The sequence below is a fragment of the Mycobacterium sp. NPDC003323 genome (genome assembly GCF_053589535.1).
In genome coordinates this window covers 206,884-222,330 of sequence record NZ_JBSFSB010000004.1, presented here as the reverse complement: position 1 = coordinate 222,330, position 15,447 = coordinate 206,884, and the positions used below count along the sequence as shown (strand labels likewise).

14 protein-coding genes are annotated in these 15,447 nt (G+C 69.5%); 6 read left to right on the top strand and 8 right to left on the bottom strand.

What is annotated here, in order from left to right:
• Position 1: 1 nt before the first annotated feature.
• Positions 2 to 784, bottom strand: a complete 783-nt coding sequence (locus ACWDUN_RS13255; protein WP_449929241.1) for an NUDIX hydrolase — start codon at positions 782 to 784, stop codon at positions 2 to 4.
• 100 nt (positions 785 to 884) lie between these two features.
• On the opposite strand from ACWDUN_RS13255, the gene ACWDUN_RS13250 reads away from it, so the two are divergent.
• Both ACWDUN_RS13250 and ACWDUN_RS13245 read left to right on the top strand, forming a co-directional pair.
• Entirely contained in the window at positions 885 to 2,345 is a 1,461-nt protein-coding gene (locus ACWDUN_RS13250; RefSeq protein ID WP_449929240.1) for a CCA tRNA nucleotidyltransferase, read from the top strand.
• A 15-nt stretch (positions 2,346 to 2,360) separates the two neighbouring features.
• Positions 2,361 to 2,855: a pullulanase gene (locus ACWDUN_RS13245; RefSeq protein ID WP_449929238.1), complete on the top strand. Its 495-nt coding sequence runs from the start codon at positions 2,361 to 2,363 to the stop codon at positions 2,853 to 2,855.
• Here the strand turns inward: ACWDUN_RS13245 and ACWDUN_RS13240 are convergent.
• The 3 genes from ACWDUN_RS13240 to ACWDUN_RS13230 all read right to left on the bottom strand — a co-directional run bounded on the left by ACWDUN_RS13240 (position 2,839) and on the right by ACWDUN_RS13230 (position 6,244).
• A complete protein-coding gene (locus ACWDUN_RS13240; protein ID WP_449929236.1) occupies positions 2,839 to 4,041 on the bottom strand; it encodes an ankyrin repeat domain-containing protein in 1,203 nt (400 codons plus the stop codon). The two genes, ACWDUN_RS13245 and ACWDUN_RS13240, sit on opposite strands and share 17 nt — an antisense overlap.
• A 130-nt stretch (positions 4,042 to 4,171) precedes the next feature.
• Entirely contained in the window at positions 4,172 to 4,948 is a 777-nt protein-coding gene (locus tag ACWDUN_RS13235; RefSeq protein WP_449929234.1) for a TIGR03084 family metal-binding protein, read from the bottom strand.
• Positions 4,949 to 4,957: 9 nt separating this feature from the next.
• Positions 4,958 to 6,244 carry an MFS transporter gene (locus ACWDUN_RS13230; RefSeq protein ID WP_449929232.1) on the bottom strand — a complete coding sequence of 429 codons (1,287 nt, stop codon included), beginning with the start codon at positions 6,242 to 6,244 and terminating at the stop codon, positions 4,958 to 4,960.
• A gap of 113 nt (positions 6,245 to 6,357) precedes the next feature.
• On the opposite strand from ACWDUN_RS13230, the gene ACWDUN_RS13225 reads away from it, so the two are divergent.
• Positions 6,358 to 6,963 carry a YqgE/AlgH family protein gene (locus ACWDUN_RS13225; RefSeq protein WP_449929230.1) on the top strand — a complete coding sequence of 202 codons (606 nt, stop codon included), beginning with the start codon at positions 6,358 to 6,360 and terminating at the stop codon, positions 6,961 to 6,963.
• 17 nt (positions 6,964 to 6,980) lie between these two features.
• Here the strand turns inward: ACWDUN_RS13225 and ACWDUN_RS13220 are convergent, their stop codons facing one another.
• On the bottom strand, positions 6,981 to 7,340 hold the full coding sequence (locus tag ACWDUN_RS13220) for a hypothetical protein (protein WP_449929228.1): 360 nt from the start codon (positions 7,338 to 7,340) through the stop codon (positions 6,981 to 6,983).
• 33 nt (positions 7,341 to 7,373) lie between these two features.
• Complete coding sequence (locus ACWDUN_RS13215; RefSeq protein WP_449929226.1) at positions 7,374 to 8,330, bottom strand: LpqN/LpqT family lipoprotein; 957 nt, start codon at positions 8,328 to 8,330, stop codon at positions 7,374 to 7,376.
• Between the two features lie 220 nt (positions 8,331 to 8,550).
• Between ACWDUN_RS13215 and leuS the strand changes: the two genes are divergently transcribed.
• Together leuS and fdhA are read left to right on the top strand one after the other, a co-directional pair.
• Complete coding sequence (gene leuS / locus ACWDUN_RS13210) at positions 8,551 to 11,397, top strand: leucine--tRNA ligase (RefSeq protein WP_449929224.1); 2,847 nt, start codon at positions 8,551 to 8,553, stop codon at positions 11,395 to 11,397.
• A 191-nt stretch (positions 11,398 to 11,588) separates the two neighbouring features.
• On the top strand, positions 11,589 to 12,806 hold the full coding sequence (gene fdhA / locus ACWDUN_RS13205) for a formaldehyde dehydrogenase, glutathione-independent (RefSeq protein WP_449929222.1): 1,218 nt from the start codon (positions 11,589 to 11,591) through the stop codon (positions 12,804 to 12,806).
• Positions 12,807 to 12,858: 52 nt separating this feature from the next.
• Here the strand turns inward: fdhA and ACWDUN_RS13200 are convergent, their stop codons facing one another.
• Positions 12,859 to 13,530, bottom strand: a complete 672-nt coding sequence (locus ACWDUN_RS13200; protein WP_449929220.1) for an SDR family oxidoreductase — start codon at positions 13,528 to 13,530, stop codon at positions 12,859 to 12,861.
• A gap of 56 nt (positions 13,531 to 13,586) precedes the next feature.
• Between ACWDUN_RS13200 and ggh the strand changes: the two genes are divergently transcribed.
• Complete coding sequence (gene ggh, locus ACWDUN_RS13195) at positions 13,587 to 14,927, top strand: glucosylglycerate hydrolase (protein WP_449929218.1); 1,341 nt, start codon at positions 13,587 to 13,589, stop codon at positions 14,925 to 14,927.
• 1 nt (position 14,928) lies between these two features.
• Here the strand turns inward: ggh and ACWDUN_RS13190 are convergent, their stop codons facing one another.
• Positions 14,929 to 15,393, bottom strand: a complete 465-nt coding sequence (locus ACWDUN_RS13190; protein WP_449929216.1) for a MarR family winged helix-turn-helix transcriptional regulator — start codon at positions 15,391 to 15,393, stop codon at positions 14,929 to 14,931.
• Between the last annotated feature and the right edge of the window lie 54 nt (positions 15,394 to 15,447).

The window sequence follows — 15,447 nt, the reverse complement described above, 5'->3', positions numbered from 1 at the left end:
CTCACGGGCCTTGCCCGCAGCCGTTCGCCCGCCGGGGCGGCGACTCCTCCGGGCGACGGTTGCGGGTGCGCGAATGCGTCTGTGGGCGTCGCCGGGGCGAGCTCTGCGGTAGCGGCGGCAGGGCGCCGGGACCGTCGGTGTGCAGCTTGTCGATCAGTTCACCGGCGACCACGGCGAGTCGGCGCTCGTCGGCGTAGGCCAGCCGGGCGGGCAGATCCCGCAGCGGCACCCAGGCGACCTCGGTGACCTCCATGTCCTCGTCGGACAGGTCGCCGCCCAGGAAACGCATCAGGTAATGGTGCACGGTCTTGTGCACGCGGCGGCCCTCGGTCACGAACCAGTAGTCGATGCTGCCGAGCGCGGCGAGCACACTGCCCTGGATGCCGGTTTCCTCGGCGACCTCGCGGATCGCGGTCTGTTCGGCGGTCTCGCCGACCTCGATATGCCCCTTGGGCAACGACCACAGCATCCGGCCCCGCCGGTCCACCCGGCCGATCAGAGCGGCGACCTGGGTGTCCTTGGGTCCGTCGATACCGTCGATGACCAGACCGCCCGCCGAGGTCTCGTGCACGGTGCGCAGCCGGTCGGGGGCGCGGCGGTCGGGACGCGGTTTGCGGTTCTGGCCCGGTTTGGCCTGCTGCCCGGATGCGGGAGCGGCGGATTTTGCGACGCCGTCGGCCGACGACGCACCGCCCTGGGCCTCGGCCGCGGGCGGTCCGGCAGCGCGGCGGCCGCGGCGACGCCCTCGGCGCCGTCGCGGTTTGGCCTGCTCGCCGTCCGACACCCAAGCGATAATAGTTGCCGTCGGTTTACCTGATCGCCACACGCACCGGTCGTGGCCGGGCTGTCGCCGGGTCGTTACCACCCCGCTAGGCTCACCGAACGTGCCAAGTGACCCGACTCCGACTGCCGCCGACGCCGAACTGCTGGCGGGGGCCTGGGTTGCGCTGAGCCGCTACGGATCGATTCTCGGCGAACTCGGCGCGGTGTTCGCCGCCGCCGGTCACGAGCTGTATCTGGTCGGCGGCAGTGTGCGTGACGCGCTGCTGGGCCGGTTGGGCACCGATCTGGACTTCACCACCGATGCCCGCCCACAGCAGATGCAGAAGCTGCTGCGCGGATGGGCCGATGCGTTGTGGGACACCGGGATCGAGTTCGGCACCATCGGGGTGGGCAAGGCGGGCCACCGGATGGAGATCACGACCTTCCGGGCCGACACCTACGACCAGGTGTCGCGCAATCCCGAGGTGCGCTTCGGCGACCGACTCTCCGATGATCTGGTGCGACGGGACTTCACCGTCAACGCGATGGCGGTGCGGATCCATCCTGACGCACCGGGCGGGCTGGCCGAGTTCCTCGATCCGCTGGGTGGTCTGGGCGCGCTGCGTGACCGGGTGCTCGACACCCCGGCGCAACCCCAGGTGTCCTTCGGTGATGATCCGTTACGCATGCTGCGCGCCGCGCGATTCGTGTCACAGTTGCGCTTCGGGGTGGCACCGCGGGTGACGGAGGCGCTCATCGAGATGGCTCCGCAGTTGGGTCGCATCACCGCCGAGCGGGTGGCCGCCGAGTTGGACAAGCTGGTCCTCGGTGCCGATCCGGTGGCCGGCATCGACCTGATGGTGCAGACCGGCCTGGGCGATGTGGTGCTGCCCGAGGTCGGTGAGATGCGGATGGCCATCGACGAGCACCACCAGCACAAGGATGTGTACTGGCATTCGCTGACGGTGCTGCAGCAGGCGATCGACCTTGAGCAGCAGGGGCCGGATCTGGTCTTGCGCTGGGCGGCACTGCTGCACGACATCGGCAAGCCCGCCACCCGCCGCCACGAACCCGACGGCGGGGTGAGTTTTCATCATCACGAGGTCGTCGGCGCCAAGATGGTGCGCAGACGGATGCGCGCGCTGAAGTACTCCAAGCAGATGGTCGACGATGTCTCACAGCTGGTGTACCTGCATCTGCGCTTCCACGGCTACGGCGACGGCCGGTGGACCGACTCGGCGGTGCGCCGGTACGTGACCGATGCGGGACCGCTGCTGGAGCGGTTGCACAAGCTGGTCCGCGCCGACTGCACCACCCGCAACAAGCGACGGGCCGCCCGGTTGCGCGCCAACTACGACGACCTGGAGAACCGGATCGCCGAGATCGCGGCCAAGGAGGACCTGCAGCGGGTCCGGCCCGACCTGGACGGCAACGAGATCATGAAGATCCTCGACATCCCGGCCGGCCCCCTGGTCGGCAAGGCGTGGAATCACCTGAAGGAACTACGCCTGGAACGCGGACCCCTCGAGCACGACGAGGCGGTCGCCGAACTCCGGAATTGGTGGAACGCGCAGCAGTCCTGATGCGTCTGAACAGGTATGGACTACTGCCTGTCTGACGGCGCCGGCGGCGCGGACATCTGGTCGGCCGAACCCACCCTCGATATCGACGGCGACGGCGTGCTCGACGCCATCGGTCTGGATCTGGACGCCGACGGCCACCCCGACGATGCCCTGGCCGATCTGGACGGGACCGGTCTGGCCGACCATGCCGTACACGGTCGCGACGGGCCGGCGCCGGCCTACTTCACCGACGACGGTTCGGGCACCTGGGCGGTCGCCATCGACCGCGCCGGCCAGCTGCGCTGGTTCGGCCTGGACGGCGTGGAGGCGTTCGGCGGGCCGATGGTCGACTTCGACGGTGACGGCACGGCGGGGGAGCGGCTGCTCGACATCGATGCCGATGGGCTGGCTGATCGCGTGCTCGGGGCCGGTATCGCACACGCCGACACCGACGGTGACGGACGCTGGGATGTCCGGCTCACCGATCCGGACGGAGACGGCTCGGCCGACACCGTCAGCGATCTGACGTGATCTTCAACAGCTGCGCGGCCTCCGACTGATACGCGTGCTCGGCCCAGTCCTGCGGTGTCGCGTCGAACCGGGTGTCGCGCAGCGTGCGGTCCGCCCCGGCGTCGAGCAGTCGGCGAATCAGCGCCAGGTCGCCGGACCAGGCGGCGCGGTGCAGGGCGGTCGCCCCGTCGGCGTCCCGTTCATCCGGGTCATCGGGCAGTCCGACGATCACCGGTGCCACCCCGGACGTGTCGATACCGTGTCGGGCCAACAGGGCCAGCCGCTCGGTGAAGCCGTGCTCGGCCGCCCAGCAGACCTGGCGGTGCCACATCTGCGCGCGGGTCTCCATGGCCGCACCGAGGCGATGCTCCCACGGGCTCGGACCGGCATCGGCCAACCCGTGGTCGAACAGCAGGTGCAGGTGCGAATCGTCGGGCCGGAACATCCGGTTGTACAGGGTCTGCTGGTCCACCGGGTGCGCACCGTGGCGCAGCAGCAGCGGGGCCAGCTCATCGACGGCGGGGTGTCGGGGTTGCCGGCGCGGACCCTGCTCGCCCTCGCCGAACACGCCCGTCAGCACCGTGAAGGGCGTCGACATCCCGCGCCACAGATAGCCGGCGTTCGGATCGGCCCCGGCCTCGAGCAGCAGGGTGGCCGCGGCGAGGCTGTCGGTCTGGGGCACCCGCGAGTACGCCAGGTACAGCAGCGGTGTCCAGCCGAACGGGCCGCCGGGGGCTGAGGCGAGCGCGGGGTCGGTGGCCAGCAGCGCGGCCAACCGGTCCGAGTCGGCCGCGGTCGCCGCGGCCCAGATGTGCGGATCGGTCAGTGTCCGGTGCGTCTCCCGGGCGGCGTGCCAACGGGGTGGCGCGTCGGTCTCGTCGTAGCGCAGGCAGGCCAGTGCGCAGAAGCGGTCCGCCGGATCGGCCGCGGTCTCGTCGAAGCGGGACGGGTCGGCGCTCAGGTCGGCGGCGGCCTCCAGGTAGTGCACCAGCACGGGCCACCCGCTGAAGCCGTACCGGCGGGCGAGGGTCAGTTGGGCGTCGCGCAGGGCGAATCGCTCACCGCGCAGCGCGATATCGGGCCGGGGATGGTGCTCGCGGAGCGCGTCCAGCGCCGCTGGGTCGGCGGCGCTGACGGCTCGCTGCAGACTGCAGGCCTCGTCACGCAACCGGGACAGCGAGGGGTTGTCGGGCAGGGAACTGGCCATGACGGCCTCCTCTCGAAATGCCCGCCGTCCGCGAACCGGGCCGAGAAGAGGTCATCGAATGACACCTGCGGCAGGGAGGCTGTGCCTCTTCGAGCGGACGTCGGGCGGTCCTGCGCGCCCGACGCCGATGCTAGTCGCGTCCCTTGCCCGGCGGCCCCGCGAAGGCCTGCGCGATGGTCAACCACTGCTGCGCCTCGGCGCCGACGGCGATGACGTCCAGATCCGCCCGCGCCCGGCGCTGGGTGACCAGCATGCAGAAATCCTCGGCAGAGCCCCGCACGGTTTGCGCCGCGTCCTTGGGCCCCCACGTCCACACCGCCCCGTCGGGTCCGCGTAGTTCCACGTGAAACATTTCGGCGGGTGGGGTGAGGCCGTGCACGGAGAACGCGAAATCCCTTGTGCGAACCCCGATATGGGCGATCGAACGCAGCCGGGCCGTCGGCGCCCTGCGCACCCCGAGAGCATCGGCGACGTCCAAGCCGTGCGCCCAGGTCTCCATCAGCCGGGCCGTCGCCATCGACGGTGCGCTCATCGGCGGGCCGAACCAGGCCAGCTTGGCACCGTCCTCGACGGCCAGCAGTGCCTCGTGCAAGCGGGCTCGGTCGGCCCGCCAGTGCGCCAACAACTCGGCGGGCGGGGTGTCCGCCAGCCGCTCGGCGGCCGCGTCGACGAAGCCGAACGGATCCTGGGCGGCCTCGGCGAGCACCGCGTCGAACGCCGCGCGATCGGTCGCGGACTGCAGCGCGACCCGGTCGGTCCACCACAGGTGAGCGATCTGGTGGGCGATGGTCCATCCCGGCGCGGGTGTGGCGGTGCGCCAGTCCTGCGCGGGCAGCTCGGCGACCAGCGCGTCGAGTTCGTCGCTCTCGGCACGCAGATCGGCCACCATCGGCCCGGCACCAGCCATGGCTGAACTCTAAACCGGGCGTCTGCGCCGACCGAGCCGGGCATGGGCAGCGAGTCCGATCAGGTACAGCACCGACCCGGCCAGCACCAGCGGCACCGACCGGCCGTCGGTGGGGATCACGGCGGCCGCCGCGGCGATGGCACCGACGAACGCCAACCAGAACAGGGCGTCCTGCACCGTGAACACGTGACCGCGCAGCGCGTCGTCGACGTCCATCTGCATGGCGCTGTCGGCACACAGCTTGACCAGTTGGCCGGCGGCCCCGACGAGGAAACCGCACCCGAGCATCAGCGGCAGGTAGAGCCACGCGGCGAACAGCTGGACGACGGCCGCCAGCAGCAAGGCGCCGTTCGCTGCGCGGAAGCGGCCCCACCGGCCGATCACCGCGGGCGTGGCCAGCGTCGCCAGAAACGATCCGGCGCCGGTCGCCGCGACGAAGACCGCGGCGGTGCCCAGGCCCAGTCCGGCGACCTCCTGGTCGCCGCTGTGGCGCACCATCACCAGCACCAGCAGGGTGTTGATGCCGAAGGCCATCCGGTGGGCGGCCAGGCCACTGAGCGTGGCGGCGACGGACGGCACCGCGGCCACCGTCCGGGCACCGTGCACCCAGCCCGTCGACACCGCATACGCCACCGAGCCGTGCACCGCGCGCACGCTGTCGTCGGGACCGAGCACATGCGGTGCGAAACGCACCGACAGCAGCAATGCCACGGCGACGGCGACCGCGGCGAGCAGGATCACCACCGAACCACCGATATCGTCGGCGCCCAGCAGCCAGCGCGGCACCAGCATGAAGAACGCGCCCAGGAAGGCGGCCAGCGCACCGGTCGCGGTGGCCACCGAGTTCATGGTCACCACCTGATCGCGGTGCACCAGGTGCGGCAGTGCCGCCGAGAGCCCGGAGGACACGAACCGGGTGAACCCGTTGACGATCAGCGCGCCGAACAACAACACCAGATTGTGCGCACTGACCGCGAGCGCGGCGCCCACGGCGAGCATCAGGACCAGGCGCCCGGTGTTGGCGGCGATCAGCACGAGCCGGCGGTCCCAGCGGTCCAGCAGCGCGCCCGCGAATGGGCCCAGCGCCGAATACGGCAGGAACAGCACGGCGAAGGAGATCGCGATTTCCCATGGATGGACCGCGCGCTCGGTACTGAACAGCAGCGCACCGGCCAGGCCGGCCTGGAAGAGCCCGTCGCCGAACTGGCTGACCGCGCGCAGTTCCAGCAGTCGCCGGAACTCGGGCAGTGCGCGCACGGCCTTCCAGGTGCCGCCGGGCGTGCCGGTGTCAGTCATCAGATCGGTCCTGTCCGGGCCGGCGAATATGACCCCGGACCCACAGTACAAATATCCCGGCGAGCCGGAGAGGATGGCGCCCGAGGGCGGGGGTGCGGTGACATGATGGACGGGTGGGACAGTCCGACGAACCGGAGGATTTCGCGGCTCCGACGGCGCCGCGGGTGCGGGCGGGCACACTGCTGCTGGCCGATACCGAGTTGTTCGAACCGACGTTCCGGCGCACCGTCATCTACATCGTGGAGCACAACGAGGGCGGCACCCTCGGCGTGGTGCTGAACCGGCCGAGCGACACCGCGGTCTACAACGTGTTGCCGCAGTGGGCCAAGCTCGCGTTCAAACCCAAGACGATGTTCGTCGGCGGTCCGGTGAACCGGGATTCGGCGTTGTGCCTGGCGACCGTGCGGGTGGGCGTCGACATCGCCGGGGTGCCGGGACTGCGGCATGTGCAGGGCCGGGTGTGCATGGTCGACCTGGACTCCGATCCGGAGATCCTGGCCCCGGTGGTCGAGGGGGTGCGGATCTTCGCCGGGTACTCCGGCTGGACCCTCGGCCAGCTCGACGGAGAGATCGAACGCGACGACTGGATCGTGCTGTCGGCCCTGCCCTCGGATGTGCTGGCCGAACCGCGGGTGGATCTGTGGGCGCGGGTGTTGCGGCGTCAACCGTTACCGCTGGCGATGTTGGCGACCCATCCGATCGACCTCAGCCGGAACTGACGCGCAACGATCCCCGGTCAGCACGACAGGGTGCACGAGGCGCACGAGCCCGCGCACCCGCCGCCGGACTCACGCGCGACGGCCTGGGCGGCCTCCTTGCGCGCCACCAGCTTGGCTCCCTGCCAGCATCCGGCGGCGACGGTGCCGACGGCGCCGATGACACAGACGATCATCACCAGCAGACCCATCTGGACCGGAGCGGCGAAGGCCACCGCGCCACCGGCCGCGAGCATGGCGGCCGCGGCGAACTGGGTCGGGGCGACCGCGCGCAGCACCTGCCGGACGGGGTCGTCGGCGTAGGGCTGTCTCAGCGACCAGACGGCCGCACCGGCGGTGGCGGCGGCCACCAACAGGCAGAGGACCGCGGCGACAAACATGTCACCAGGATAAGGCCGCTGACGCGGTGGGTGTCAGCCGGGCAGGCGCACACTCACCGGGACGGCGGCCGGTGCGGCAGGCGCGCTCGGTGCGACACCCGCCGGGGCGGGGGCCGCGACCGGTGCCGGGGCGGCCGGTGCCGGTGCGGACACCCGGAACCCGTTGATGATCGCGTCGGTGGCATCGGCGGCCGCGATGGACTGCGACTCGGCGGTGGTCACCGACAGCGACACCAGGTAGCGGTCGGTGCCCGAGGTGGCGATGATGTGGCGCCGCGAGGTGTTCAGCGTCATGTTGTTCTCGCGGTAGGTGCCCTCGATGATCGACGTCGGTACACCGTTGACCTCGGCGATCGAGCCACCGGTGGGACGCCACGCGGTGAGTTGCTGGCTGTCGACGAAACCGTGCCGGATGGCCTCGCGCTGATCGAAGGCTCCCACCAGTTTGTAGACCACGACCTGGGCGTTGTTGGTGTAGAGGCCGTCGCCGCCGACCCGGTCGGCGATCACAGCGAATGCGTCCGGGACGTTCGGGTCGGGCACCTGGGTCCACCCGGTGGGCCGCGGCAGCACGATGTTCAGCGCGGTGAACCCGGCCGGGGTCTGCGGTTCCATCGCGACGTTCTGGCTGGTGAGGTAGTCGCGGATGGTGCCAGAGGGATTCGCCGACAGCGGTACCGTCACCGGCCGCGGGATCGCGGCGGTGGTGGTGGCGGTGCCCAGCGCCGGCGCGGCCCCCGGCGCGAGCGCGGGCGGGACGGCCGGGCTGCCGGCGGCGACCGGTTGAGCCGGGCCGGGCGCGGTCGGGACCACGGGTGCGGCCTGCGGGGCGATGGTGACGGTCTGGGTCACGGTGACCGGAACGGGCGGTGCCGGCTGTGGGGCCAAGGGCTCGGCGGCGGCGGGGGTGCCGGCCATGCCGACGACTCCGGCGAGTCCGGCGGCGGTCCCGGCGACCACGATCCGCCAACGGCGCGCGTTCTCGTTCATTCTGGGGTCGGTCCTTCCTGGTCTCTGGGGTTCCCTGCGATCGGTGAGGGGTTGCTAGGGCGTCCGGATTTCCCCGAGTCAGGGGCCGACTGTATCCAGCCGGAGCGGCCGGCTTCCAGCGTCGGGACCGAGCTGCAACCGGGTTCTGACCACCCTGCAACGCAACCTTTATCAACCCGTGGCCGAAAGCGCCGCGAGCGGCGCTTATACCCTGTTTGGCGTGACAGATCCCTCGGTAGACCCCGCCGACGCACCGCAGCACCGCTATACCGCCGCGCTGGCCGGTGATATCGAGCTGGCCTGGCAGCAGCGCTGGCAGCGCCTGGGCACCTTCCATGTGCCCAACCCGGTCGGCTCGCTGGCACCCTCCGACGGGACCGCCGTGCCCGCGGACAAGATGTTCGTCCAGGACATGTTCCCCTACCCGTCCGGCGAAGGTCTGCACGTCGGGCACCCGCTGGGTTACATCGCGACCGACGTGTACGCCCGCTACTTCCGGATGACCGGGCGTAACGTGCTGCACGCCTTGGGTTTCGACGCCTTCGGACTACCCGCCGAGCAGTACGCTGTGCAGACCGGGACACACCCGCGCACCCGCACCGAGGCCAATATCGTCAACTTCCGCCGGCAGCTGGGCCGGTTGGGCCTGGGCCACGACGCCCGGCGCAGCTTCTCGACCACCGACGTCGACTTCTACAAGTGGACGCAGTGGATCTTCCTGCAGATCTACAACGCCTGGTTCGACCCCGAACTCAAGCGCGCCCGCCGCATCGACGAGCTGATCGCGGCGTTCGAGTCCGGTGAGCGGACACTGCCCGACGGGCGGGACTGGGCGCAGCTGAGCAAGGCCGAACGCGCCGACGTCGTGGACGGTCACCGATTGGTGTACCGCGCCGACTCGATGGTCAACTGGTGCCCCGGACTGGGCACGGTGCTGGCCAACGAGGAGGTCACCTCCGACGGACGCAGCGACCGCGGCAACTTCCCGGTGTTCCGGAAGCGCCTGCGGCAGTGGATGATGCGCATCACCGCCTACTCGGATCGGCTGCTCGACGACCTTGAGGTGCTGGACTGGCCGGACAAGGTCAAGGCCATGCAGCGCAACTGGATCGGCCGGTCGGTCGGTGCGCAGGTGCGGTTCGGCACGGCGGTCGGTGATATCGAGGTGTTCACCACCCGCCCCGACACGCTCTACGGCGCCACCTACATGGTGCTGGCCCCCGAGCATGACCTGGTCGACGCGCTGACGGCCACGCAGTGGCCCGAGGGCACCGACGGGCGCTGGACCTACGGTGCGAAGACCCCGGCCGAGGCGGTCAGCGCCTACCGCTCCGATATCGCCGCGAAGTCGGATCTGGAGCGCCAGGAGAACAAGTCCAAGACGGGCGTGTTCACCGGTTCGTATGCCACCAATCCGGTGAACGGACAACAGGTTCCGGTGTTCATCGCCGACTACGTGTTGGCCGGCTACGGTACCGGCGCCATCATGGCGGTGCCCAGTGGTGACCAGCGTGACTGGGAGTTCGCCACCGCGTTCGGGCTGCCCATCATCGAGGTGGTTTCCGGCGGGGACATCACCGAGGCCGCCTACAGCGGTGACGGTGTGCTGGTGAACTCCGGTGAGCTGAACGGACTTTCGGTGGCACAGGCCAAAGAGGCCATCATCGTGCGCCTGGAGGCCGACGGAACCGGTCACGCCCGCGTCGAGTTCAAGCTGCGCGACTGGCTGTTCGCCCGCCAACGCTATTGGGGTGAGCCGTTCCCCATCGTCTACGACGACGACGGGCGCGCGCATCCGTTGCCGGAATCCGCACTGCCGGTGGAGCTGCCGGACATCCCGGACTACGCGCCGGTGATGTTCGACCCCGACGACGCCGACAGTGAACCGTCCCCGCCGCTGGGCAAGGCCACCGAGTGGGTGCAGGTGGAACTGGACCTCGGTGACGGGCTGCAGACCTACACGCGTGACACCAACGTCATGCCGCAGTGGGCGGGCAGTTCCTGGTACGAGCTGCGCTATGCCGACCCGCACAACTCGGACACCTTCTGCGCCAAGGAGAACGAGGCCTACTGGATGGGTCCACGGCCCGAGATCCACGGACCCGACGATCCCGGTGGCGTCGACCTGTATGTCGGTGGCGTCGAGCACGCGGTGCTGCACCTGCTGTACTCGCGGTTCTGGCACAAGGTGCTGTTCGACCTCGGCCATGTCAGCTCCTCCGAGCCGTACCGCCGGCTGGTCAACCAGGGCTACATCCAGGCGTTCGCCTACACCGACTCGCGCGGTTCCTACGTCCCGGCCGCCGATGTCATCGAGCGCGACGGCACGTTCTGGTACCAGGATCCGTCCGGTGAGGTCGAGGTCAACCAGGAGTTCGGCAAGATCGGCAAATCGCTGAAGAACTCGGTGTCCCCGGATGAGATCTGCGACGAGTACGGCGCGGACACCCTGCGCGTGTACGAGATGTCGATGGGTCCGCTGGAGGCATCGCGGCCGTGGGCGACCAAGGACGTCGTCGGCGCACACCGCTTCCTGCAGCGGGTTTGGCGCGCGGTCATCGACGAGACCACCGGCGCCGAGCGGGTCACCGACGACGAGGTCTCCGAGCAAACCCGGCGCGCGCTGCACAAGACCATCGCCGGGGTGGCCGAAGACTATGCGGCCTTGCGGAACAACACCGCGGCGGCCAAGCTGATCGAGTACACCAACCACATCACCAAGGAAGGGGTGACGGCACGCGCCGCGCTCGAACCGCTGGTGCTGATGGTGGCCCCGCTGGCCCCGCACCTGGCCGAGGAACTGTGGCGCCGGCTCGGGCACGAGACCTCGCTGGCGCACGGACCGTTCCCGGTCGCCGATGAGCGCTATCTGGTCGACGACACCGTCGAGTTGCCGGTTCAGGTCAACGGCAAGGTGCGCGGCAAGATCACCGTCGCCGCCGATGCCGACAAGGCCGCGCTGGAAGCCGCCGCGCTGGCCGACGACAAGGTGCAGGCCTTCCTGGCCGGCGCCACCCCGAAGAAGGTCATCGTGGTGCCGGGCCGATTGGTCAACCTCGTCGTCTGAATTTCGCGACACATCACGCAAAAGGTGAGGATCGAACCTGACCCTTCGGGTAGTTTTCGCCGCCCGTGGCCACGTATTCACGTATCCGCATATCGACACGCGGATACTTGAGCAGGAGGGCCGCAACGTCGCGGCGGAAGGCCCGCCTGAGCACGGCGACCGAGATCGCGGCCCGGTTATGGAGCGCGCTGATGACAGATAATCGGATCGTCGTCTACAAGGGTCCCGGTCAGGTCGCCGTGGAGACGCAGCCCTATCCGAAGCTGGAGGTGCCCGCCGAGGTTGCCGACGCGATGGGAATGAGCCGCAAGGCGGATCACGGCGTCATCCTCAAATGTGTGTCCACCAACATCTGCGGCTCGGATCAGCACATGGTGCGCGGTCGGACCACGGCGCCGGTCGGCCAGACGCTGGGCCATGAGATCACCGGCGAGATCGTCGAAAAGGGTTCCGACGTACAGTTTCTCGAAGTCGGTGACATCTGCTCGGTACCGTTCAACATCGCCTGCGGGCGGTGCCGCAACTGTCGGGAGGGCCAGACGGGCATCTGCCTGAACGTCAACCCGGCCCGGGCCGGCTCGGCTTACGGTTACGTCGACATGGGCGGCTGGCTCGGCGGGCAGGCCGATTACGTAATGGTGCCGTTCGCCGACTTCAACCTGCTGAAGTTTCCGGACCGCGATGCCGCGCTGGCCAAGATCCGCGACCTCACCATGTTGTCGGACATCTTTCCGACCGGCTACCACGGCGCCAAGACCGCAGGCGTCACCACCGGGTCGACGGTCTACGTGGCCGGGGCCGGTCCGGTGGGCCTGGCTGCGGCGTACTCGGCGCACCTGCTCGGTGCGGCGGTGGTCATCGTCGGAGACCTCAACGCCGACCGGCTCGCGCAGGCGCGGTCGTTCGGCTGCGAGACCATCGACATCAGCGCCGACGCGACCCTGGAGGACCAGATCGCCGACATTTTGCACACCAACGAGGTCGACTGCGCCGTCGACGCCGTGGGATTCGAGGCGAGTGGCCACGGTCAGGGTGCCGGCGAGCAACCGGCGGCGGTGCTGAACTCGATCATGGCCGCGACCCGGGCCGGTGGATCGCTGGGCATCCCCGGGCTCTACGTCACCGGCGACCCCGGCGGAAGCGATGACGACGCCAAGCACGGCACGCTCAAGGTGCGTCTGGGTCTGGGCTGGGCCAAGAGCCACAGCTTCTACACCGGCCAGTGCCCGGTGCTGAAATACAACCGCGGGCTGATGATGAGCATCCTGCACGACAAGGCCCATATCGCCGACGCCGTGAACGCGACCGTCATCGGACTGGACGAGGCGCCCGAAGGCTACGCGGCGTTCGACTCCGGGGTGGCGCAGAAGTTCGTGCTCGACCCGCACGGGATGGTCCCGGCGGCCTGAGTTGCGATTTCGGTGAGGGTACGGGCGATCACCGCACGTATCCTCACCGAAATCACACGGTCGGCGGGCGGACGACGATCTCGTGCACGTGGCCGTCGCGGGGCGCGTTGACGGCGTGGGCCACCATGAGCCCGACGGTCGACGGCGCCAAGAACTTCGCCGGATCGTAGCTGCGCTCTTCGTAGGCGACCAGGTCGCGCTGCATCTCGGAGTCGGTGCGGCCGGGAAACACGGAGGTCACCCGCAGCGAGGGCTCGTCGGCGCGCAGCGAGTCGGCGAACGCCCGCAACGCGAACTTGCTCGCCGAGTAGGACGCCATCCCCGTCGAGACCTTCTGACCGGCACCGGAATTGATGAAGACGACATGTCCGTTAGCCGCGCGCAGGGCGGGCAGCAGCGCCAGGGTCAGCGCCACGGCACCGGTGACGTTGACCTCGAAGCTCGCCCGCCACTGCTCGGCGGTCGACTCGGCGACCCGCCCGGGATAGAGCACACCGGCGTTGTGCACCAGCACGTCGAGTTCGGCGAGCACCTCGCTGGCCGATTCGATCGACTCAGGGTCGGTCAGGTCCAGAGGCCACGTCGGTGCACCCAGCCGATCGGCGACGGCATCGAGGTGAGCCGACGGTCGGCCGGCCAGCAGCAGGGTGTGCGTCGGGGCGAGCGCATCGGCGACGGCCGATCCGATTCCGCCGCCGGCGCCGGTGATCAGAGCAGTGGGCACAGCAGAAAACACTACCGACCCTGCACGCCGGGCCGCGGCGTCGCATTATTGATGCGATGCCACCGGACCCAAGCTTTGCGCCGACCCAGCTCGCGGCGCGCGCGGCCTACCTGCTGCGCGGTAACGACCTGGGCGTGATGACCACCGCCGCACCGTTGCTGTACCCGCACATGTGGAGCTGGGACGCGGCCTTCGTCGCGATCGGGCTCGCCCCGCTCAGCGTCGAACGTGCCGTCGTCGAACTGGACACGCTGCTGTCGGCGCAGTGGGGCAACGGCATGATTCCACACATCGTCTTCGCCAACGGTGTCGACGGCTACTTCCCCGGGCCGGCGCGCTGGGCCACCTCGGCGTTGGCCGTGCACGCCCCGCGCGTCCGGCACACCTCGGGGATCACCCAACCGCCCGTGCACGCCATCGCGGTGCAGCGCATCCTGGACCGCGCCAAGACCCGCGGACGGTCCACCCGCGCGGTCGCCGAGGCCTTCCTGGACCGCCGGTGGAACGATCTGGTCCGCTGGCATCGGTGGCTGGCCGAGGCCCGCGACTTCAACGAACGCGGCCGCGTCACCCTGTATCACGGGTGGGAATCGGGCATGGACAACTCGCCGCGCTGGGACAGCGCCTACGCCAACGTGATTCCGGGCACGGTGCCCGAATATCAGCGCGAGGACAACAAGATCAACACCGATGCCAGCCAGCGCCCGTCCGACACCGAGTACGACCGCTACCTGTGGCTGCTGGAGGAGATGAAGGCGGCGCGCTACGACGACGATCTGTTGGCCAAGTCGATGAGCTTCGCTGTCGAGGACGTCTTCGTCTCGGCGATCTTCTCGGTGGCCTGCCGGGTGCTCGCCGAGATCGGCGAGGACTACAAACGCTCACCCGCCGACGTCCGCGACCTGTACCGCTGGGCCGACCGGTTCCGCGCCGGCGTCGTCGCGTCGACCGACGAAAGAACAGGTGCAGCACGAGATTTCGATGTCCGTGCGGAATCGTGGGTGGCCACCGAGACCATCGCGCAGTTCGCGCCGCTGCTGTGCGGCGGACTGCCGCACGACAAGGAACGCACCCTGCTGCGCTTGCTGGACGGTCCGCGCTTCAGCAGTCATCCGGACCTGCGCTACACGCTGATCCCGTCCACCTCACCGGTATCGCGGGACTTCCGGGCCCGCGAGTACTGGCGCGGCCCGGTGTGGCCCGTGACGACGTGGCTGTTCTCCTGGTGCTTCGCCCGCCGCGGCTGGGCCGAACGCGCGCTGACCCTGCGGCAGGAAGGGCTGCGACAGGCCAGTGACGGCACCTTCGCCGAATACTACGAGCCGTTCACCGGTGAACCACTGGGCAGCATGCAACAGTCCTGGACCGCGGCTGCGGTGCTGGATTGGTTGGGCTGACTCAGGATTGGGCCTGATCGGCCAGCCGTTCCAACGAGCCGAGGGCCGACGCCAGGGTGGCACGGTCCTCCTCGCTGAGCCCGGCGAGCATGCCGCCGAGGAAGTTGCGCCGGGCCTCCAGCGCCTCGCGGTGCTGTACCAGGCCGCGCGGGGTGACCTCGACCAGAACGGCGCGCAGATCGGAGGGGTCGCGGGACCGTTTGACCAGCCCCAGCTTCTCCAGCCGACGGATCGCCACGGTGGTGGTGGGTGTGCGGACCCGCTCATGTGCGGCCAATTCGGTCATCCGGATCGGTCCGCTTTCCAGCAGCGTCAGCAGGATCGAGAGCTGCGCCAGGGTCAGGTCGGCCCCGGCGGCGTTACCGGCACCGCGATTGTCCCCGCGGCGCAGCACCGAGAACAGTTTGGAGAGCACGCGTTGCAGCTCTCCTGCCAGCTCATCGGCCTGCGGTTCGGTCTCGATCATAATTCGCCAGTCTAACCTGTCTGCCCCTGACAGGCGGGAATGCGCAAAATTGGA